Below are 19,809 nucleotides of genomic sequence, written 5' to 3' on the forward strand. Positions count from 1 at the left end.
CCCGCATGGCGAGTGTCCATTTGCGCTGGTTGATCGGCCGGCGTCCTCTCTCCATAGTGCATTTGCAACAGCGAGGTTCCCGGCCGGGTGCCTTGGAATGGGAACGTCGATGAGTGCCATATCCAGCGATGAGATCGCCGACGACGCGCGGGCGCGCGCCAATGTGCTGCGGCTGGCTGCGGCGCAGGCGCTGACCGGCGCCAATTCGGCCGTCATCTTCGCGACCGGCTCGATCGTCGGCGCGACACTGGCGCCCGACGTTTCGCTCGCGACCGTGCCGCTGTCGATGTATGTGCTGGGGCTTGCCGCCGGCACGCTGCCGACCGGTGCGATCTCGCGCGCCTATGGCCGCCGCACGGCGTTCATCATCGGCACCGGCTGCGGCGCGCTGACCGGCGCGCTCGGCGCCTTCGCGATCCTGCGCGGCGCATTCTGGCTGTTCTGCCTGGCGACCTTTCTCGGCGGGCTCTATGGCGCGGTGGCGCAATCCTATCGCTTCGCCGCCGCCGACGGTGCCAGCGCCGCGTTCCGGCCGAAGGCGGTGTCCTGGGTGATGGCGGGCGGCGTATTCGCCGGTGTGCTCGGTCCGCAGCTCGTGCAATGGACCATGGACATCTGGCCGCCTTATCTCTTCGCCTTCAGCTTCCTGATGCAGGCGTTCGTTGCCCTGGTTGCGATGGCGGTGCTGGTCGGCGTCGACGCGCCAAAACCCGCCGCGGTCGACCTGCATGGCGGTCGGCCGCTGCTCGAGATCGCGCGGCAGCCGCGGTTCATCGCCGCCGCGCTGTGCGGCATCATCGCCTATCCCATGATGAACCTGGTGATGACGTCGGCGCCGCTCGCCATGAAGATGTGCGGCCTTTCCGTCAGTGATTCCAATTTCGCGATCCAGTGGCACATCATCGCGATGTATGGCCCAAGCTTCTTTACGGGCTCGCTGATCGCGCGCTTCGGCGCATCGCGCATCGTCGCTCTCGGCCTGCTCCTGGAGGCGCTTGCGGCGGCGATCGGGCTCTCCGGCCTGACCGCGCTGCACTTCTGGGCGACCTTGATCGTGCTCGGCGTCGGCTGGAATTTCGGCTTTGTCGGCGCCTCCGCGCTGGTGCTGGAGACGCACCGGCCGCAGGAGCGCAACAAGGTGCAGGCGTTCAACGATTTCCTGGTGTTCGGGACGATGGCGATCGGCTCGTTCTCGTCAGGCCAATTGCTCGCCAATTACGGCTGGTCGGCGGTCAACCTCGTCGTGTTCCCGCCGGTGGCGCTGGGGCTTGTCGTGCTGTGGATCGTCTCGTTCGCGAAGCGGCGGGCGAAATTGCGTACCGTCGACGAGTTTCCGGAACCGAGTCTTTAGAGCATGATCCGGAAAAGTGGACGCCGGTTTTCCGAACAGACCATGCTCAAGACCGGGACCTGCTGACAACTGCTGACAGTTCGGTCGTGGTCGAAATGATGATCTTGTAGACCCTGCTAATAGTGTTCGTCATGGCCGGGCTTGTCCCGGCCATCCACGTCCTTGGCGGCCAGGAAGAACGTGGATGCCCGGGTCAAGCCCGGGCATGACGGCTAACGGACAAACGACAAGCAAGAATCGTGGACGCATCAACTCACACCAGCACCGACGAGGCCGCGCTCCGCTACGACGGCTGGCGCATCGTGCTGGTCTGCTTTCTGCTCGCGACGTTCGGCTGGGGCCTCGGCTTTTACGGTCAGAGCGTCTACGTTGCCGAGCTGCAGCGTCTGCATGGCTGGCCGGCGTCGCTGATTTCCTCCGGCACCACGTTCTTCTATCTCGCGGGTGCGGGTCTGGTCGTCTTCGTCGCCGAAGCGATCAAGGCGTTCGGTCCGCGGAGCTGCCTGGTCGCGGGAACGATCGCGATGGCTGCGGCGGCGGTCGCGATCGGGCAGGTGCGCGAGCCCTGGCAGCTCTATCTTGCCGACGCTGTGCTCGCCTTCGGCTGGGCCGGCACCAGCCTTGGCATGATCACCAACACGCTCGGCCTGTGGTTCGACAAGAAGCGCGGCATGGCCATCAGCCTGGCGCTGAACGGCGCGAGCTTTGGCGGCATCGTCGGCGTTCCGCTGCTGATCGCCGGCATCGGCTATTTCGGTTTCTCCGGCGCGATGACGGCGGCGGCGATCGCGATGGTCGCGCTGATGGTGCCGGTGATCCTGGTCTTCGTCGGCCGGCCGCCGGCGCATATCGGGGCGGTGGCATTGTCTGCTGCGGGAGGGCCGTCACCGACGCAGATCCGCGCCCGTGCGCTTCGCGATCTCGGTTTCCTCTCGGTCTCGATTGCATTCGCCCTGGTGCTGTTCGCCCAGGTCGGCTTCATCGTGCACCTGATCTCATTCCTGGATCAGGTGATCGGCCGCGAGCGCGCGGCGGCGGCGATGGCGCTGCTGACCGCGATGGCGGTGGTCGGGCGCGTGAGTTTCTCCTTCGTGATCGACCGGCTCAATCAGCGCTTGGCGTCGGCGCTGTCCTTCGTCAGCCAGTCCGTGGCGCTCCTCGTCATCATCAACCTGCGCAGCGATTGGGCGCTGATTGCGGCCTGTGCCGTATTCGGCTTTTCGGTCGGCAATCTGATCACGCTGCCGGCCCTGATCGTGCAGCGCGAATTCGACCCGCGCTCGTTCGGCGTATTGGTGAGCCTGGTCACCGCCATCAACCAGATCACCTATGCGTTCGGTCCAGGCGTGGTCGGCCTGCTGCGCGATGTGTCGGGCAGCTACACGCTGCCGTTCTACGGCTGCATCGTGCTCGAACTCATCGCGGCCGTGCTGATCATGCTGCGGGGACGCGCCAATGCGTAGCTACACGCACCACGCACGCCGACCTCATCCTGAGGAGCGGCCTTCAGGCCGCGTCTCGAAGGATGGGCCACGGGCGACATAGGGGCCTCATGGTTCGAGACGGCGCTGCGCGCCTCCTCACCATGAGGGGTTAGATTCCCGTTGCCGCAGCAAATCCTCGAGATCGAGCCGCTTGGTGAACATCGCAAGCTTGCCGTCCGGCGTGCGCGGCCATTGCTCTTGGGGTCGGTCCCAGTAGAGCTCGACGCCGTTCTCGTCGGGGTCGCGCAGGTACAGTGCCTCGCTGACGCCATGGTCGCTGGCGCCGTCGAGTGCGATACCAGCGCTGAGCACGCGGTGGAGCGCGTCCGCGAGCGCAGGGCGGGTGGGGTAGAGGATCGCGGTGTGGTACAGGGCGGTGGTGCCTGATGGCGGCGGGTGTCCGCCTTTGCTCTCCCAGGTGTTCAGCCCGATGTGGTGATGGTAGCCGCCCGCCGAAATGAACGCGGCACCGGAGCCCATGCGCTGCTGCAGCTCGAAGCCGAGTACGCCGCAATAGAAGCCGAGCGCGCGATCGAGATCGGCGACCTTCAGGTGCACATGCCCGATCCGTGTGCCGGCGATGATGGGAGGATTTTGCGCCATGGTGCTGCTCCGGTTAAAACAAGTATGTAGCGATGATCCGAACCGCACGGAACCGGCCTGTCCGGAAACCCTGTGTTTCCGGCGGCGCTCCTGGCTCACGCCAGCTCCGACACCTCGCCGTCGGGCAAGCCGAATTCGAACGTGTTCAGCGTCATCGACACCATCGTGTAGTAGCCGCAGAGCCCGATGATCTCGACCACGCCACGCACGCTGAGCGTCTCGACGGCTTGGTCATACAGCGCCTGCGACAGTCCATGGCCTTCGTGCAGCGATTTCGCCACGTCGTAGATCATCCTCGCCTTGGGGTCGTCGAATTCCGGCGTGCGGCGGTCGCGGATGGCATCGATGATGTTCGGGTCGAGGCCGCCCTTCAGCGCGAGGCGTTTGTGTGCCCACCATTCGTAATGCGCGGTGAAGTGGCGCGCGGTGACGAGGATCGCGATCTCCGAAAGTTTTGGCGGAAACATCGTGTTGAAGCGCAGCATTTCGCCGAGCCGCGCGCCGTGCCGCGCCATTTCCGGGCTGTTGAGCCAGGCCATCATCGGCGCCGGCGCGGAGCCGCGCTTGCCGGCGATCGCCTCGTCATAGGTCTGTTTTTGCGCCTCGTTCATTTCGCCAGGCGAAAGCAGCTTCAGCCTCATGTCCGTTTCCTCTTGTTTTTCAATCGTTAGGCCAGCAAGCGAATACACCCGTTCCGGCCTCGCGGCCACCGGCGCCAGGCGCAGGGAGATATTGAATTCCACGGTCCGGCGGCTAAGGTCGTTTCAACAATTCGTCAGATGGAAACGCGCCATGGCCGATCTTGAGAAATTCCGCAGCGAAACCCGCGCCTGGCTGGAGCAGAACTGCCCGCCGGAGATGCGCAAGCCCATGACCTCGGACGGTGACACGTTCTGGGGCGGCCGTAATGCAAAGTTCTCCTCCGAGCCGCAGCGGGTCTGGTTCGAGCGGATGCGCGACAAGGGCTGGACGGTGCCGCATTGGCCGAAGGACTATGGCGGCGGCGGACTCGATGGTGAGGAAGCCAAGATCCTGCGCCAGGAGATGACGGCGATCGGCGCGCGGCAGCCACTGACCTCGTTCGGCATCTCCATGCTCGGGCCGGCGCTCCTCAAATACGGCACGGAGGAGCAGAAGAGAGAGCATCTGCCGAAGATCACGGCCGGCCTGATCCGCTGGTGCCAGGGCTATTCCGAGCCGAACGCCGGCTCCGACCTCGCTTCGCTGCAGACGCGGGCCGAGAGCGACGGCGATGATTTCATCATCAACGGCCAGAAGATCTGGACGTCCTATGCCAACTATGCGGATTGGATCTTCTGCCTGGTGCGCACCGATCCCGCTGCGAAGAAGCATGACGGCATCAGCTTCATCCTGTTCGACATGACCTCGAAGGGCGTGTCGACCAAGCCGATCCTGTTGATCTCAGGCTATTCGCCGTTCTGCGAGACCTTCTTCGACAATGTGCGGGTGCCGAAGTCGCATGTTGTCGGCACCATCAACCGCGGCTGGGACGTTGCAAAATATCTGCTGCAGCACGAGCGCGCGATGATCTCGGGGATGGGCGAGCGCGGCGTCGGCCGTCCGCTCGGCCAGATCGCGGCTGATTCCATCGGTGCCGACGCGCAGGGACGGCTGGACGACGCGGTGCTGCGCAGCCAGATTGCGAGCTTCGAAGTCGATGAAGCAGCACTCGCTGCGGCCGCCGAGCGCGCGGTTGATCTCGCCAAAGCGGGGCAGGCGCATCCGGCATTTTCCTCGGCGATGAAATATTACGGCACCGAGCTCAACAAGCGCCGCTACGAGATCCTGATGTCGGCCGGCGGCATCGACGCGCTGGAATGGGAAAGCGAGCGCTCCCGAGGCGGCGCGCGGCCGCGCGCCTGGCTGCGCACCAAGGCCAATTCGATCGAAGGCGGCACGTCGGAGGTGATGCTCGGCATCGTCGCCAAGCGCATCCTCGACCTGCCGGGAGCTTAACTTCACCTCTCCCTGAAAGGGAGAGGTCGGCGCGCTCGGCAGCGCACTTGCGCGCCAGAGCGCGACGGGTGAGGGTCAGCCACAGACACGGAGCAAGCGGCAGACCCCCACCCAACCTCCCCCTTGCAGGGGGAGGAGTGCAACGGAAACATTCATCGTCTCAGGTTTTCGGATTCAGTCTATGGCCCTCATCCTCACCGAAGAACAATCTATGCTGCGCGACAGCGCGCGCGGCCTTATCAGCGACAAGGCGCCGGTCTCGCATTTGCGCCAATTGCGCGACAGCAAGGACGAAACCGGCTTCTCGCGCGAGCTCTGGAAGACCTTTGCCGAGATGGGCTTCTCCGGCCTGTTGGTATCAGAACAATTCGGCGGCAGCGGGCTCGGCGCGGTCGAGGCCGGGATTGTGATGGAGGAGATCGGACGCACGCTGATGCCGTCGCCGTTCCTTGCTACGTCCGTCCTCGCCGCCTCGGCGCTGTCGCGCGGCGGCAGCGAGGCGCAGAAAGCGCAGCATCTGCCCAAGATCTCCGACGGCTCGCTGCTGGCCGCGCTCGCGGTCGACGAGGGCGCCAAGCATCGCCCGCTGCAGACCAGCATACAGGCGGTACGCAGCGGCAACGGCTTCAAGCTGAATGGCGACAAGGCGCTGGTCGTCGACGGCCACACCGCGGGTCTGTTGATCGTCGCGGCCCGCACGGCCGGCAGCGCCGGGGAGAGCAACGGGGTGACGCTGTTCCTGGTCGATCCCAAGGCAAAGGGAATTGCGACCGAGCGCACCATCATGGTGGACTCGCACAACGCTGCGCGCATTGTGTTCGATAATGTCGAGGTCAACGCCGACAGCGTATTAGGGGAGGTTGATCAGGGTTATCCGCTGCTCGAAGGCGTGCTCAATATCGGCCGCGGCGCGGTCGCGTCGGAAATGGTCGGCCTGAGCGAAGAGGTGTTCGGCCGCACCGTCGCTTATCTGAAGGAGCGGAAGCAGTTCGGCAAGCCGATCGGCGAATTCCAGGCGCTGCAGCACCGGGCCGCCCAGCTCTATATCGATATCGAGATCACGCGCGCCGCGGTGCTGAAGGCGTTGCAGGCGCTCGATGCCGATGCCGCCAATGCCGGCAGCGCGGTCGCAGTTGCAAAAGCGCGCGCTGGCACCACGGCAACGCTCGCGGTGCAGGAAGGCGTGCAGATGCATGGCGGCATGGGCATGACCGATCAGTTCGACATCGGCTTCTTCATGAAGCGCGCCCGCGTCTGCCAGGAATTGTTCGGCGACAGCAATTTCCACGCCGATCAGTTGGCGAGGGCGAAGGGGTATTGATGGAGTTACCCTCATTGCAATGAGGGTGGGAGCCAATGCTTCGGTGCGCGTTGATGTGCCCTCGCCCCTTGTGGGAGAGGGCTGCTCCGCCGTCAGCAACTGATACGCTTGGGTGAGGGGTCTCTCTCGACGCACGCCGACGTTCGCGGAGGCAACCCCTCATCCGGCGCTTCGCGCCACCTTCTCCCACAAGGGGAGAAGGGAAGCGCGAGACGTCGATGCGGTTCGGAAGCTCGCAATGACGGCGTGCGAGACCTTTACCGGATCGGAGGCGCGTATTGGATGCCGCCGGCGTTCCAGAGCTGGTTGAGGCCGCGCGGGATCTTCAGTTTCGACTCGCTGCCGACATTGCGGTCGTAGATCTCGCCGTAATTGCCGACGTGGCGGATGATGCGCACCGCCCAGTCCTTGGTCAGGCCGAGGTCCTCGCCATAGGAGCCTTCGGTGCCGACCAGCCGCATCACCTCGGGCTTCTTCGATTTCAGCGCCTCATCGATGTTCTTCGACGTGATGCCGAGCTCCTCGGCGTTGATCATCGCATACAGCGTCCATTTCACGATCATCATCCAGTCGTCGTCGCGCAGCCGCACCACGGGCGCGAGCGGCTCCTTGGAGATGATGTCGGGCAGGATGACGTGATCGTTGGGCTTGGAGAGGTTGAGCCTGAGCGCATAGAGCTGCGAGGCATCGGCGGTGATGGTGTCGCACTGCCCGCTGTCATAGGCTTTGACGACATCCTCGAGCTTTCCGAACTTCATCTCCGTAAATTTCATATTGTTGAGACGGAAATAGTCGGCGAGGTTGAGCTGCGTGGTGGTCTCCCCCTGCACGCAGACCTTGCTGCCGTTCAAGTCGAGTGCGGAGTCGATGTTGCGCGAGCGCGGCAGCATGAAGCCTTCGCCGTCATAATAGGCGACGGCGGGGAAATAGAGGTCGTAATTGGTCTCGCGCGACATGCTCCAGGTCGAGTTGCGCGAGAGGATGTCCACCTTCCGGCTCTGCAACTCCTTGAAGCGCTCGCTGGCATCGAGCGGGACGAATTTCGCCTTGGACGGATCGTCGAAGATCGCGGCCGCCACCGCGCGGCAGAAATCGACGTCAAAGCCGGTCCAATTGCCCTTCTCGTCGGGGATCGAGAAGCCCGGCAGGCCCTTGTTGACACCACACAGCACCTCGCCGCGGAGGACGGTGCGCTTCAAAGTCTTGGTGTCGTATCGCTCATAGGCGATGGCGGCGGCGCCGACCAGCACCGCAACCGCGAGCCCGATCAGCAGGCCGCCTCGAAATGTGCGCTTCATTATTTATTTCTCACCAGGTGTAGGTGTCAGGAAGGGAAAAGCGGGCGGGCAGTTACAGTTCGGGCTTCTGCCGGACGATGACCTTGGTGCCGACCGGGACGCGATCATAGAGATCGGCGACGTCGGCGTTGACCAGCCGGAAGCAGCCGGAGGAGATCGCGGTGCCGATGGTGTTGGGCTGGTTGGTGCCGTGGATGCGGTAGACGGTGGTGCCGAGATACATCGCGCGAGCGCCGAGCGGGTTGCCCGGGCCGCCGGCCATGAAGCGCGGCAGGTAGGGTTGGCGTGCGATCATTTCCGGCGGCGGCGTCCAGTCCGGCCATTCCGCTTTACGGGTGATGTTCAGGAGACCCTGCCACTGGAAGCCTTCACGGCCGACGCCGATACCGTAACGGATCGCGCGGCCGTTGCCCTGGATCAGGTAGAGATGACGCTCCTTGGTCGAAATGATGATGGTTCCCGGTGCCTCGTTGGTGCGGTAGTAGACCACCTGCTTGCGCCACTCCGGATCGAGCTCGACATTATCGTCGGGGACAAGGCCTGGCTGATCGCCGACATCGGGCGCCTGGGCCTGGCTTTGCGAGGCCGAAAGCATCAGGCCGCCTGCCGCAATGACCATCCAGATGAGTTGACGAAGTTTCGTCATACAAAGGTCTCCTCGTTGGCCCGCGGCCAAATGCATTGATGCTCCACCCAAATCAGGAAGCATCAAATCTCAGTGGCAGCTTGATGGCAAGTTTGGGGCGGAGGAGATAGCTCGCTGGAATACCTGCGATTTCCGTCATGACCCTGTAGTGCAGCGGTCTTATTGTGGTGCGATCCAGAGCCGCAGGCCGAACGAAATCAACGCCACGGTGCCGACGCCGCTGAGCCAAAGCGCGGCGAACCACATCAGGCGCTTCGCGAGCGGGCGTGGATTCTCCTCGTGCGGCATCAGTGATACCCGCTGCCGGGCCGCACCTTGCCGCGAAACACCCAATATGCCCAACCCGTGTAGGCGAGGATCAGCGGAATCAGGATCGCGACGCCGACCAACATGAATATCTGGCTGTTGGCAGGCGAGGCCGCTTCCCAGATCGTGATGCTCTGCGGCACGATATAGGGATACATGCTGATGCCGAGGCCGGCATAGGACAGCAAGAACAACGCCAGCGTCAGGAAGAACGGCTGGTAGTCATATTTGTTCGCAAGGCTGCGCAATAGCAGCGCGGTGACGGCCGCCACCGCGAGCGGCACCGGCGCGGTCAGGATGATGTTCGGCCAGGTGAACCAGCGCTGGGTATATTGCACGCTGAGGAACGGGGTTGCGAGGCTGACGGCGACGATCGCACCGAGCATCGCGAACAGTAACACCCAACTCAATTGATAGGCCTTGTCGCGCAGCGCGCCCTCGGTCTTCATCACCAGCCAGGTCGCGCCCAACAGCGCGTAACCCACCAACACCGATATGCCGGTCAGCACGCTGAACGGCGTCAGCCAGTCCCACCAGCCGCCGGCATATTGGCGGGCCTCGACATGCACACCCTGCAGGATGGCGCCGAGCGCAACGCCCTGGGCCAGCGCCGCGACCAGTGACCCGCCGAAAAAGGCGCTGTCCCAGCGGTTGCGTTCCCTTTGCGTGCGCCAGCGGAATTCGAAGGCGACCCCGCGGAAGATCAAGCCGACCAGCATCGCGATAACGGGCGTATAGAGCGCCGGCATCAGCACGGCATAGGCGAGTGGGAACGCCGCCATCAGCCCGCCGCCGCCGAGCACCAGCCAGGTCTCGTTGCCGTCCCAGACCGGCGCCACGCTGTTCATGATGACGTCGCGATCCGCCTTCCTTGGAAACAGCGGAAACAGGATGCCAAGGCCGAGATCGAAGCCGTCCATGACGATGTAGACGAACACCGCGAAGGCGATGATGAAGGCCCAGACCGTGGCAAGGTCGACCGTGACACTCATGACGCGACCTCTGTTGCCGCGGCGGCGGCCGGGGTGATGCCGGCGGCGCGGGCGGGAACGTCACGCGGCGGTCCCGCTTCGCCGGGATGCGGCGGCGCCGCCATCAGCCGCAGCAGATAGATCACGCCCGCCGTGAACACCGCGAAATAGACGATGACGAAAGCGAGCAGCGAGGAGCCGACCGCAGGCGCAGCGAGCGGCGAAGCGGAGTCGGCCGTCCGCAGCAGGCCATAGACCGTGAATGGCTGCCGCCCGGTCTCGGTGGTGATCCAGCCCGCCAGCACCGCGATGAAGCCCGCCGGCCCCATCAGCATTGCGAAGCCGTGCAGGAATCGCGAGGAATAGAGCTGACCGCGCCAGCGCATCCACGCGCTGAGCAGGCCGAGCCCCATCATCAGGAAGCCGAGCCCGACCATGATGCGGAACGACCAGAAGGTGATCGGTACCGGCGGCCAGTTTTCGCGCGGCACGGTGTCGAGCCCGTCCATCGGCGCGGTCGGCGAATGCTTCAGGATCACCGATCCGAGCTTGGGGATCTCGACGGCGAAGTCGACCCGGCCGGCCGTCTGGTTGGGCCATCCGAACAGGATCAGCGGCGCGCCGTCCTTGTGGCTCTGGTAGTGGCCTTCCATCGCCATGATCTTCACGGGCTGATGCTCCAGCGTGTTCAGCCCGTGCTGGTCCCCGGCCAGGATCTGGATTGGCGCCACGAAAGTCGCCATCCACATCGCCATCGAGAACATCACGCGCGGGCCGGCGAGATGCTGGTCGCGCAGCAGATGATAAGCGCCGACCGCGCCGACCACGAGCGCGGTGGTCAGATAGGCCGCGAGCACCATGTGCACGAGGCGATAGGGAAAGGACGGGTTGAAGATCACCTTGAGCCAGTCGGCCGCCACGAACTGGCCGTTCGCATTGATGGCGTAGCCGGTCGGCGTCTGCATCCAGGAATTGGACGAGAGGATCCAGAATGCCGAGATCAGCGTGCCGATCGCGACCATCAAGGTTGCGAGAAAGTGCAGCCTGGGACCGACGCGGTTCAATCCGAACAGCATCACGCCGAGGAAGCCTGCTTCAAGGAAAAACGCGGTCAGCACCTCATAGGCCATCAGCGGTCCGATGACGGGCCCGGTCTTGTCGGAGAAGGCCGACCAGTTGGTGCCGAACTGGTAGGACATCACGATGCCCGACACCACGCCCATGCCGAATGCGACCGCGAAGATCTTCAGCCAGTAGTGAAACAGATTGATGAAGACCTCGCGCCCGGTCCAGAGCCAGAGCGCTTCGAGCACCGCAAGGTAGCTGGCGAGCCCGATCGAGAAAGCCGGGAATATGATGTGAAACGACATCGTGAAAGCAAACTGCGCCCGGGCGAGCGCAACCGCATCCCAGCCTTCGAACATGACACGCTACCCATCGTGAATTACGAGGTGAGGTTATCACGCGTCCGATCGTAGTGAAAACATGTCAATATGACCAAGGCAGAGGGAGCGACCCGGCGCGGACCTTGGCGCGCCGGGTTTGACGATAGTACTTTGGTTGTCGCAGAAGCGCTCAACTGTTGGCGTTGAGCAGCCGGGCGACGGTGCGGTCAATCTGCTCGTACTGTCCCTCGCCGTCGTGATGGAATACGATATGTCCATTCTGGTCGATGATGTACTGCGCGGGCCAATACTGGTTGCGGTAGGCATTCCAGGTCTGCGACTCATTGTCCTGCGCCACCGGATAGGTGATGCCGTGCCGTTTCAGCGCGGCCCGGACGTTGGACGCTGAGCGTTCGAACGGAAATTCCGGCGTATGGACGCCAATCACGACGAGACCTCGATTCCTGTACTTGGCGTCGAGCGCAACGACGTGGGGCAGCGTGTTGACGCAGTTCACGCAGCCATAGGTCCAGAAGTCGACCAGCACGACTTTGCCGCGCAGGTCAGCGATGTCGAGCGGCTGCGAATTGAACCATTTGGTGATGCCGGCAAAATTTGGCGCGCTCTGTTGCGCCGCCGTGACCCTCGCCGCGGGCTCCTGCGCACGAGCGATATGGGGAGCGGTGATGCCGGTCAGGCAAACGGTGCCGATCAGCGCGGATATAAGTGAACGCAGGATCATGGTGATTTCCTTTGAGGTCAAAGGCCGATCTGGCCGTTGGGATAGAAGCTGGTCAGCCACGCCACGATCAGCGTGTCGTATTGGAAGTAGGAGAGGGCCGCGAACGCGATGATGACGACGCCAAAGCCCTGCTGCAGTCGCGGCGCGATCCGCGCAATGCTGCGGATGCGGGTCGTGACGGCCTGACCGCCGTAGGCGATGGCGAGCATCGGAAGCGCCGCCCCGACGGCGTAGACGACAAGCTGCAAGCTGGCCCAGCCGGTATCTTTCGACGTCGCGACAATGGTCAGGATCGAGCCCAGCACGGGCCCGGCGCAGGGCGTCCATACCAGCCCGAGTGTCGTGCCGAGCACGAAGCCGCCGATCAGGCTTTGCGATGGTGTTGCATTGCCCGGCGAACCGCCCGCGGTGAGCCCGGAAATCCGGATCGCCAGCCATTCGAATGGCGCGGGCCAGATCATCAATAGCCCGAAGCCGAGCAACAGGATCGCGGCGCCGGTTCGCAGCACGTTGGGATCGAAATCGAAGGCGCGGGTGATCGCGCTCAGCAGCAACGCCACCATCGAGAACGACATCACAAAGCCGAGCGCGATCATCGCCGGCCGCGCCTTGCTGGTCTGGCCTATCGATGCCCCAAGCAGGATCGGCAGCATCGGCAGGGTGCAAGGCGCCGCGACGGTGACGACACCCGCGAGCAGCGCCAGAACAAGATTCAACATCACGATCGTCCGTCACAGTCCGGCCACGCCCAATGCCTGAGCCGGCAGTGTGATGTTGTTCGCGAAGACAAGATCAGACGTTACGTCTGCCTTATTCGGATGTGGTCACGTCTGTGTGAGGCTTCCACGGTGATTGTACGAGCCACAAAGGCAGAGCGACCCGGCTGGGGGGCATCCCGGCCGGGTCGTTGGAGGTCGTCTTGGGAGGTTAGAACTTGAAGATGTAAGAACTCGCTATCTGATCTCGCAGACTTCCGCGGCGCTCTTGGTGCTGCAATCGATAACCTGCTCGCGCACTGGCGTTGCACCGCCATCGCGCTGCGCGCGCGGGGCGACATTCTGGCTCGACAGCGTTGCAAGCGTAGCCACTGCGCCGAGCGGAATGATTAAGAAGCGGAAGGACGGCTTCAGCATGTCGTCTCCTGGCGTTGGCGTTGCGTTCGATGGTTAACGTATACAGGCTGAGCTTTTCCGGGTGATGTCGTCGATTGTTTCAATTGTTTCGTGGCCGCCTTCTGGCTCCGAAGACGATCCGTACAATTTCCGGCCTTCCTTACGACCTTCCGGATCGCTCCTTCACGCCGCGAGGCTTTCCACGCCGGCGCACCTCAGCAATTCGGCGAGCTGCTTGCGGGCATAGAACATGCGGGTCTTCACCGTGCTCTGGGGAATGCCGATGATCGCACCGGCCTCTTCCACTGACTTCTCGTGATAATAGACGAGGTTGATGATCTCGCGATGCGCCGGCGACAGCTTCGCGACGCAGGCGCGCAGGATCTCGCTGGTCGAGGCGCGGTCGAGCGCGGCTTCCGGCGTGTCGGCGTCGTCGACGATCTCGAGCACTTCTTCCTGCTCGATATCCTCGTGCCGGCGCTGGCGCAGCGCGGTCAACGCCTTGAAGCGGGCGATCGACAACAGCCAGGTGGAAACCTGCGAGCGGCCTTCGAACTGGTCGGCGGTGCGCCAGACGTCCAGGAACACCTGGCTCACGAGATCTTCCGCCACCGTGGTGTCGCGGACCATGCGCAGGACAAAACGGTAGACTCGGACGTTGTGGCGGGAATAGAGCACGTGCATGGCTGTCCGGTCGCCTATGGCGATCTTGCCGAGCAGCATTTCGTCGGATGTCTGGCGTGCAGCGGCGATATGATCGTTGGCTGCAGCGTTGATGGCGACGACGTTCGACATGACAGGCTCCCAGTTCGCCTTGGCGGCTTTCGTTGGGAGAATTGTTAATGAGCCACGGTTTCGGGATGTCTGCGCGAAAAGCGGAAAATGGTTTCATCCGTAGGAGAATTGTTTCGTCGGGGCGCGGGCGACGAAACATTCGGGGCAAAAATGCTAGTAATTTCAATGCGAGGAAAATGGCAGGGAGGTTGCGGATAGGGCGAAACCGAACGGCTCGTTGATACGTTCTCCCGCCCCCAGCATTGGGCGGGCGGTGAAGATCAGGCCTTTTCGCCGCTCGGTGAGAACAGATAGCCGCCGCCGCGGATGGTGCGGATGACCGCGGGCTTGGTCGGATCGATTTCGATCTTGCGGCGGATGCGCATGATCCGGAGGTCGACGGCGCGGTCGAAGGCTTCGGCGTCGCGCGCATTGGCCAGTTCGAGCAGCCGCTCGCGCGACAGCACCCGTTTCGGATTGGCCGCGAACACCTTCAACAGCCCGAATTCGGATGCCGTCAGCGGATGCTCGTTCCCCTCGTCGTCGCGCAGCGCCTGCGCCTGCAGGTCGAGCCATTTGGTGCCGAAGCGGACCAATTGTTCCTTCTCGGTCTTGGCGGCCGTCGCCTCTGGCGCTGCCGCTTTGGCCGGCGTGCTCCGCCGCAGGACCGAGCGGATCCGCGCCATCAATTCGCGCAGCTCGCAGGGTTTTGCCACGTAATCGTCGGCCCCGAGCTCAAGCCCGACCACGCGGTCGATCGGACTCGCGGTCGCCGTCAGCATGATGACCGGCACATTCATCCGGCTCTTGAGATCGCGGATGATCGACAGCCCGTCTTCCTCGGGCATGTTGAGATCGAGCACCACGAGGTCGGGATGGTTGGTCTCGATCACGCTGCGCAGGCTCTTTCCGCCGTCGCACAGCGTCACGCCAAAGCCGTGCATCTTGAGATAATCACCGACCATTTCGCGGGCCGGTGCCTCGTCATCGACAATGATGATGTGCGGGCTCTGGGTCATGATGTCTCTGCTGTAGCAGGCAATGTAACCGTAAAGATCGAGCCTTGTCCGGGCCCGGGGCTCTGTGCCGTTACATGGCCGCCATGCATGTCGATGATGCGCTTGACGATCGAAAGTCCTAACCCGGTCGAACTCTCCCCTGCTGTCGGCTTGGCTGACAGCCGCTGGAACCTGCCGAACAGGCGACCCAAATCCTCCGGCGAGAGGCCGGCGCCCTCGTCGGCGATCCGGATCACCGTGTTGTCGCCCTCATGGGTGACGATCACCGTGATCTTGCCGCCGATTGGTGAGTATTTGATGGCATTGCTGACCAGATTGTCGATTGCCTCGCGAATGCGGTCGGCATCGCACATGGTCACGAAATTCGGCGGTGCGGAGACCGAGATGCTCTGCTGCTTGTTGACTGCCAGCGGCAGGTTCGCTTCAGCGACCTCGTTGATAAGAGCCGCGACATCGACCGGTTCGCGGCGGATGGTGATGTCGAAGGCGTCGGCCATCGCATCCGAGATCAGATGATCGACCATCGACGTCAGGCGCTTGGTGGCATCCCTGATGTGCTCGACCTGGGTCGCGACCGCCTCCTTTGGCGAGCCGGCGCCGATCAATTCGGTCAGCATCTCGGTGCGGCCGAGGATCACCCCGAGCGGGTTCTTGAGGTCATGGGCAACCGTGCCCAGGATCTCGTTCTTGAAGCCGTTGGCACGCTGCAATCTCAGCCATTGCGCCGAAAGCCGGCGGTTGGCCTGCATCAGCGCGCGGGTGCGCTGGGCGACGCGGTCCTCGAGCTGCGTGTTGGCCTCATGAAGCTGCTGGTACAGGATCACGTTGTCGAACGCGATCGAGAGGCGGCTACTGAAGATCTCGACCAGCGCACGGTCGGTGTCGGAGAGCTGGCGCTCCGCCTGCAGGAGCACCACGACTTCGCGGCCGCTGCCGGTGCGCAAATAGAGCACGCTGCGGTGGTCGGCGAATTCGTTCTTGCGACGCTGGAAGGCGGCTTCCACCATGTCGCGCAGATCAGGGTCGAGCGACTTCGAGCTGGTGGTGCCGATGAAACGGCTGTAGCAGCCGGAGCCTGCCAGCACCGACAATTCGCTGCCGGCGCCGTCATCGCGCAGCACCAGGATGCCGGCGCACTCGACATTGAGCAGCGAGGCGAGCTGGGTCAGCACGCCCTCGGCAAGCCGCTGCATCGATTTGAAGTCGTAGAGCGTGGAGGCGGCGTCGATGATGATCTCGAGCCCGCGCCTTGTCTGCACCATGCGCTCGAGCTGCTGATAGCTGCGCAGCGCCGCCGTCAACGAGGTGAACAGCTTGTCGGCGGTGAGCTCGGTCTTGGCCTTGTAGTCGTTGATGTCGTATTGGACGATCACGCGCCGCTCCGGCGCCTGTCCCGGCTGTCCGGTGCGCAGGATGATGCGGACGGTCTCGTTCTTGATCTCGTTGCGGATATATTCGACGAGCTCGAGCCCTGCGACGTCGGTCTCCATGATGACGTCGAGCAGCACGGCGGCGATGTCCGGATGCTCCCGCATCAGCTTGCGACCTTCCGCCGCAGAATAGGCCGACAGGATTTCCAGGGTGGCCCCGTTCAGGCTGTAGTCAGACAGCGCGAAGCGGGTCCCTTCATGCACTGCAGCATCGTCGTCGATGACTGCCACTTTCCATTTGCGTGCGGACGAATCTTCCGGTGCGAGCCCGGTGTCGTCGATCAGGTGGAGGACATCGTCCTGTTCGGCCATTGAGCAGTTCCGTCATTGGCTTGGTCCGCGATCGTGGGCTCGCCCGTAGGCTGCCCCTTGGCGATTCTCGGCATGATAATGCGAAAAGTGGTGCCTTGTCCCACCCTTGACTCCAGCACCATGCGACCGCCGAGCTGCTGGGTGACAAGATTATAGACAATATGCAAGCCCAGCCCGGTGCCGCCTTCGTTGCGCCGCGTGGTGAAGAATGGATCGAACGCCTGGCGCTGCACGTCCGGCGTCATGCCGGCGCCGTTGTCGGCGAAGATGATCTCGATGTCGTCGCTGCCGCGGGCCCGCGCTGAAATCGTGATCGTCCCCGATCGCCGGTCGGCGAACGCATGATTGACGGCGTTAAGGAAAAGATTAGTTAAAATTTGTCCGTAGGATCCGGGATAGCCGTCGATCATCAGGCCTTCCGGCACGTCGACGGTGAGGGCGATCGCGGCTTTCTTCAGCACCGGCCGCAAGCTGGCGACAATCTGGTCGGTCGCTTCGCTCAAGGAAAACTGGCGGCGCTCGGCATGTGAGCGGTCGACCGCCACCTGCTTGAATGACTGGATCAGTTCGCCCGCACGCTGCAGGTTGGCGACGAGCTGCTGCGCGGCATCGCGCGAGCTTTTCACGAATTCGTCGAGCTTGGAGCGGCGGAGCTGGTCCGATTTCAGCTCGTGCTCGAATATCTCGGTGCGGCGCGCGAAGCTCGAGGCCACCGTCAGGCTGATGCCGATAGGGTTGTTCACCTCATGGGCGACACCGGCGACAAGACCGCCGAGCGCCGCCAGCCGCTCGGCATCGATCAGGTTCTGCTGCGCCGTATTGAGTTCGAGTAGCGCGCTCTCCGCCCGTTCCTTGGCGGCGCGCAATTCGTCCTCGGCCTGGCGCTTGGCGATCGCGTTCTCGCGGAACACTTCCACCGCGCGCGCCATCGCGCCGACCTCGTCCTTGGCATCGGTGCCCAGCACGTGGCGATCGTAACTGCCCGACGTGATGGCGTGCATCGAGGCCATGATCTGCTGCAGCGGCAGGCGGATCGAGAGCGCGATCAGGACGCCCGCGGAAACGATGATGCCGAGGAAGATCACCGCGATCGAGAGCACGCGGCGCGAAATGTCCGACAGCGTCCGGTCGAAGGTCTCCTGCGCCTTCTGCTCGCGCTGGCGCATGTTGATCGAGAGATCGTCGATGACGCCGATGGCGTCGGCCTGGCTGGCGTCGATGGTGTTGCGGAGCAGCTCGGTGCGGCTGGCGAGCTGCTCGGTCAACTTGCCCAATCCCTCGCGCAGCGCTTCGGTTCGCTTGTTGAGCCGCGCCAGCGCCAGGCGCTGCAGGTCGTTGTCGGCGAGGTCGATCATGACCGGGATCGTCTTCTCGATCGTCTCGGTGTTGCGGCGGGCCTCTTCGGCGGATGCGCTCGAGAGCGACAGATAATAGGCGTTCGCCGCCACCAGCATCGCGGTGAAAGCCTCGCGGGATTTGCCGAGCGATGGCCAGATCAGCGCGTCGCGATGGCCGGTGGCGCCTTCGATGATGGAGTAGAGACCGGCCATGTCCTTGGCCGGCCCGAGCACCTGCTCCTCATAGGTCTTGGTGATCTTTGCCTGCACGGCGCGCAATTCGCCGAAGCCGTCCAGGAAGCGGCTGGTGACGCGCTCGAGCTGCTCCACCGACCCCGACAGCATCGGATCGGTGGCGGCGCGCGTGGTCAGCGTGCCGAGCACGGCTTCGCGGAGCAGCAGGATCTCGGCGAAAAGCTCCGGGCTCGGCTGGTTGATGTAGCGGTGGATCAGGTTCTGCAGCCGGCTGGTCTCGGTCTCGAGCTTGGCCAGGATCTTGTCGGACTCCCGGACCTGCCGGACATCCTCCCACGCCGAGCGAAGCACGGTGGCGCCGTTCCAGATCAACGCCGCCAGCACCACCACGACCGCCGAGTTCAACAGCGCGATCGACAGGATGCGCCAGCGGATCGGCACCGCCCGCAGCATCTGGACGATCTGCACGCGGCCGCGCGCGGCGAGGCTCGCCTGCCGTCCCACTGCTCCATCCTGTGCGGGTGTTGCCAAGCTTGCTTCACTCCACCTTGCGGATGCGCGCGATCAATGACGCGATCGCGCGGTCGCGCTGCGCTTTGGCATAAAGCCCTGCCATCGCCGCCTCGAACGGCCCGCGATCGAAATCGCTGACGATCTTCACGCCCGCGGCTTCCGCGCGCTGGCGCGAGCGCTCGTCGAGGTCCTTCCACTTCTCGCGCATGAAGGTGCTGGAGCGCTTCGCGGCTTCGCGGAAAAGCGCCTGGTCTTCGACCGACAGGCTCGCCCACGCCTTTTGCGACATCACCAGCACTTCCGGGCTCATCGTATGTTCTGTCAGCGTATAGAAGCCTGCGAACTTGTAGTGATCGGCGGTGATGAAAGACGGCCAGTTGTTCTCGGCGCCGTCGATCAATCCGGTGGCAAGTCCGGTCTTCACCTGACCGTAGGGCAGTTCGATCGGTTCGGCGCCGAGCGCGCGGATCATGTCCGACATCTGCTGCGACTGCTGGACCCGAATCCGCAGGCCCTTGAAGTCGTCGAGCGAACGGATCGGACGAGCGCTGTTGTAGATCGAGCGCGCGCCTGAATCATAGAAGGCCAAGCCGACGAATCCGTAGGCCTCGAATGAGTTAAGGATCTCGTTGCCGATGGGGCCATCCAGCACCTTCTGCAAATGTTCGACCGAGCGGAACAGGAAGGGCATCGCCAGCACGTTGGCCGCGGGCACCATGGTGCCGATCAGCGCCACATTGGTGCGGTTGATGTCGATCGCACCCGCCCGCGTCTGCTCCAGCGTTTCTTTTTCCTCGCCAAGCTGCCGCGAATGAAACACCCGCACGTGATGACGGCCACCGCTTCGCTCTTCCACCAGGCTGCCCATGTAACGCAGCGCCTGGACGGTCGGATAGTCCTCGCTCTGGGTATCGGACGCCCGAAACTCGCGCGCAGCCGCACCCGTTGCGACTGCCGTCAGCAGCAGCGCGATAACAAGCGTCATGGTCCGCGAAAGGCCGGCGCGGCGGTACACAGGCTACAAATCCCCTTG

At 63.6% G+C, this 19,809-nt stretch carries 19 protein-coding genes; 4 read left to right on the forward strand and 15 right to left on the reverse strand.

Annotated features, from left to right (window positions below; all coding sequences use genetic code 11):
• The first annotated feature begins 109 nt into the window (after window positions 1–109).
• Window positions 110–1,351, forward strand: a complete 1,242-nt coding sequence (locus AC5ZG5_RS00120) for an MFS transporter (RefSeq protein WP_456640631.1) — start codon at window positions 110–112, stop codon at window positions 1,349–1,351.
• Window positions 1,352–1,590: 239 nt separating this feature from the next.
• Window positions 1,591–2,814, forward strand: a complete 1,224-nt coding sequence (locus tag AC5ZG5_RS00125) for an MFS transporter (protein WP_456640632.1) — start codon at window positions 1,591–1,593, stop codon at window positions 2,812–2,814.
• Window positions 2,815–2,931: 117 nt separating this feature from the next.
• Here the strand turns inward: AC5ZG5_RS00125 and AC5ZG5_RS00130 are convergent, their stop codons facing one another.
• Window positions 2,932–3,438 (reverse strand): VOC family protein, encoded by a 507-nt coding sequence (locus tag AC5ZG5_RS00130; protein ID WP_456640633.1) that lies wholly within the window; start codon window positions 3,436–3,438, stop codon window positions 2,932–2,934.
• 95 nt (window positions 3,439–3,533) lie between these two features.
• Window positions 3,534–4,079 (reverse strand): carboxymuconolactone decarboxylase family protein, encoded by a 546-nt coding sequence (locus AC5ZG5_RS00135; protein ID WP_456640634.1) that lies wholly within the window; start codon window positions 4,077–4,079, stop codon window positions 3,534–3,536.
• Window positions 4,080–4,230: 151 nt separating this feature from the next.
• On the opposite strand from AC5ZG5_RS00135, the gene AC5ZG5_RS00140 reads away from it, so the two are divergent.
• Window positions 4,231–5,415, forward strand: a complete 1,185-nt coding sequence (locus AC5ZG5_RS00140; RefSeq protein ID WP_456640635.1) for an acyl-CoA dehydrogenase family protein — start codon at window positions 4,231–4,233, stop codon at window positions 5,413–5,415.
• 181 nt (window positions 5,416–5,596) lie between these two features.
• Entirely contained in the window at window positions 5,597–6,736 is a 1,140-nt protein-coding gene (locus tag AC5ZG5_RS00145) for an acyl-CoA dehydrogenase family protein (RefSeq protein ID WP_456640636.1), read from the forward strand.
• Window positions 6,737–6,993: 257 nt separating this feature from the next.
• Here the strand turns inward: AC5ZG5_RS00145 and AC5ZG5_RS00150 are convergent, their stop codons facing one another.
• From AC5ZG5_RS00150 to AC5ZG5_RS00210, 13 genes are all read right to left on the reverse strand, one after another.
• Entirely contained in the window at window positions 6,994–8,034 is a 1,041-nt protein-coding gene (locus AC5ZG5_RS00150) for an amino acid ABC transporter substrate-binding protein (RefSeq protein WP_456640637.1), read from the reverse strand.
• 52 nt (window positions 8,035–8,086) lie between these two features.
• Entirely contained in the window at window positions 8,087–8,680 is a 594-nt protein-coding gene (locus tag AC5ZG5_RS00155; protein ID WP_130226671.1) for a L,D-transpeptidase, read from the reverse strand.
• A 159-nt stretch (window positions 8,681–8,839) separates the two neighbouring features.
• Window positions 8,840–8,968 carry a DUF2474 domain-containing protein gene (locus tag AC5ZG5_RS00160; protein ID WP_130226670.1) on the reverse strand — a complete coding sequence of 43 codons (129 nt, stop codon included), beginning with the start codon at window positions 8,966–8,968 and terminating at the stop codon, window positions 8,840–8,842.
• Window positions 8,968–9,978 carry a cytochrome d ubiquinol oxidase subunit II gene (cydB, locus tag AC5ZG5_RS00165; protein WP_456640638.1) on the reverse strand — a complete coding sequence of 337 codons (1,011 nt, stop codon included), beginning with the start codon at window positions 9,976–9,978 and terminating at the stop codon, window positions 8,968–8,970. Before cydB ends, AC5ZG5_RS00160 begins: the two co-directional genes overlap by 1 nt.
• Entirely contained in the window at window positions 9,975–11,381 is a 1,407-nt protein-coding gene (locus AC5ZG5_RS00170) for a cytochrome ubiquinol oxidase subunit I (protein WP_456640639.1), read from the reverse strand. The genes cydB and AC5ZG5_RS00170 overlap by 4 nt, the downstream gene beginning before the upstream one ends.
• Window positions 11,382–11,532: 151 nt before the next feature.
• Window positions 11,533–12,090 carry a thioredoxin family protein gene (locus tag AC5ZG5_RS00175; RefSeq protein ID WP_456641003.1) on the reverse strand — a complete coding sequence of 186 codons (558 nt, stop codon included), beginning with the start codon at window positions 12,088–12,090 and terminating at the stop codon, window positions 11,533–11,535.
• A gap of 11 nt (window positions 12,091–12,101) precedes the next feature.
• On the reverse strand, window positions 12,102–12,803 hold the full coding sequence (locus tag AC5ZG5_RS00180; RefSeq protein WP_028163405.1) for a cytochrome c biogenesis CcdA family protein: 702 nt from the start codon (window positions 12,801–12,803) through the stop codon (window positions 12,102–12,104).
• A 234-nt stretch (window positions 12,804–13,037) separates the two neighbouring features.
• Window positions 13,038–13,217: a hypothetical protein gene (locus AC5ZG5_RS00185; protein WP_456640640.1), complete on the reverse strand. Its 180-nt coding sequence runs from the start codon at window positions 13,215–13,217 to the stop codon at window positions 13,038–13,040.
• A 162-nt stretch (window positions 13,218–13,379) separates the two neighbouring features.
• Window positions 13,380–13,991, reverse strand: a complete 612-nt coding sequence (locus tag AC5ZG5_RS00190; RefSeq protein WP_130226665.1) for a sigma-70 family RNA polymerase sigma factor — start codon at window positions 13,989–13,991, stop codon at window positions 13,380–13,382.
• A 260-nt stretch (window positions 13,992–14,251) separates the two neighbouring features.
• Complete coding sequence (locus AC5ZG5_RS00195; RefSeq protein WP_130226664.1) at window positions 14,252–14,989, reverse strand: response regulator; 738 nt, start codon at window positions 14,987–14,989, stop codon at window positions 14,252–14,254.
• A complete protein-coding gene (locus tag AC5ZG5_RS00200) occupies window positions 14,986–16,731 on the reverse strand; it encodes an ATP-binding response regulator (RefSeq protein ID WP_456640641.1) in 1,746 nt (581 codons plus the stop codon). Before AC5ZG5_RS00200 ends, AC5ZG5_RS00195 begins: the two co-directional genes overlap by 4 nt.
• Complete coding sequence (locus tag AC5ZG5_RS00205) at window positions 16,701–18,716, reverse strand: sensor histidine kinase (RefSeq protein WP_035689953.1); 2,016 nt, start codon at window positions 18,714–18,716, stop codon at window positions 16,701–16,703. The genes AC5ZG5_RS00200 and AC5ZG5_RS00205 overlap by 31 nt, the downstream gene beginning before the upstream one ends.
• Before the next feature lie 85 nt (window positions 18,717–18,801).
• Window positions 18,802–19,761: a TRAP transporter substrate-binding protein gene (locus tag AC5ZG5_RS00210; protein ID WP_456640642.1), complete on the reverse strand. Its 960-nt coding sequence runs from the start codon at window positions 19,759–19,761 to the stop codon at window positions 18,802–18,804.
• Window positions 19,762–19,809: the final 48 nt, after the last annotated feature.

Source organism: Bradyrhizobium sp. Ses1 (genome assembly GCF_059512365.1).